Here is a 1012-nt window from a genome sequence, read left to right on the forward strand (position 1 = left end):
TAAAAGCCGTATTATACTCCGTCACGCTTTCCATGTTAAACTGCCGCGCGATAATAATATTCGCCGTTTGGTATTGAATCAATCCGGCAACTTGAATAATAAAAAACTTGAAACTCAAGCCAAAAATATCTTTGAAATACTTGAACCGGCAGCAACCGAATGAAGGGGCGTATTTTCGATTTTCACCCCGAAACACATAGATGTTGGCAATGAGCAAGACAAGCAAAGGAGCCGCTGTCAACCCCAAGCCCAGATAAATCAGAGAGCCTCGTGTGGTGTACATCAAAACGACAATCACAGTCAAAGAAAACAACTGCCCTAATAAACCGATGAACGAAGATTTTTCGGATTGCTGATTAGCCAGCAAAACAGTATTAACAATCCGCAACACAAACTGAATGCAGAAATAGGAAAAAACGATAAAAACGAGCGTGGGTATTTCGGACGAATTGTTCTCCGGAATTTTTAACAGGGCACACCAGTCAATATATTTGTTGACAAACGCAAAAACAAGCCACACAAAAAAAATGATAATGCCCAACGAAAGGTAAGTGGTGCTCACGTAGGCTTTGGCTGTTTTGTCATCGCCACGCGCCACCGCTTCGACAAATTTATTACGCATCCCATTGCTCAGCCCAATATCAAAAAATTCGAGCCAAAACACAATCGAACTGACAGTCAACCAAATACCGTAACGGTCAGCATCCAAATAATCAATCGCCACCCGAAATAACAACAGCCCTATCAGAATACTCGCCATTTTGATGAGCACCAAAAAGACAATGCTCTTTTTAGCCTTGATGCTCCGCTCGTGTCCGGTGCTGAAAAAATCGGTGATATGCTGTTTTATCATTTTTCTATAATTTTCCAATGTCCGCGCGTCCCGCCAATGCGTTCAATAGCACCTGCTTTCTTCAAATTTTCCATGTGCTTCAGTACGGCAGATTCATTGATATTGAGTTGTTTAGAAATCGCTCTATAACTTATTCCCGGATTATCTCGAAGTATATTT

General features: G+C 41.4%; 2 protein-coding genes. Both read right to left on the reverse strand.

The window, feature by feature from the left end; translation table 11 throughout:
* A partial coding sequence (locus ASC50_RS00765; protein ID WP_158648222.1) for an oligosaccharide flippase family protein occupies positions 1-853 on the reverse strand: 853 nt, incomplete at its 3' end.
* On the reverse strand, positions 850-1008 hold the full coding sequence (locus ASC50_RS08375) for a winged helix-turn-helix transcriptional regulator (RefSeq protein ID WP_226995299.1): 159 nt from the start codon (positions 1006-1008) through the stop codon (positions 850-852). The genes ASC50_RS00765 and ASC50_RS08375, both read right to left, overlap by 4 nt.
* Positions 1009-1012 lie beyond the last annotated feature (4 nt).

This window comes from Candidatus Symbiothrix dinenymphae (assembly GCF_001431085.1).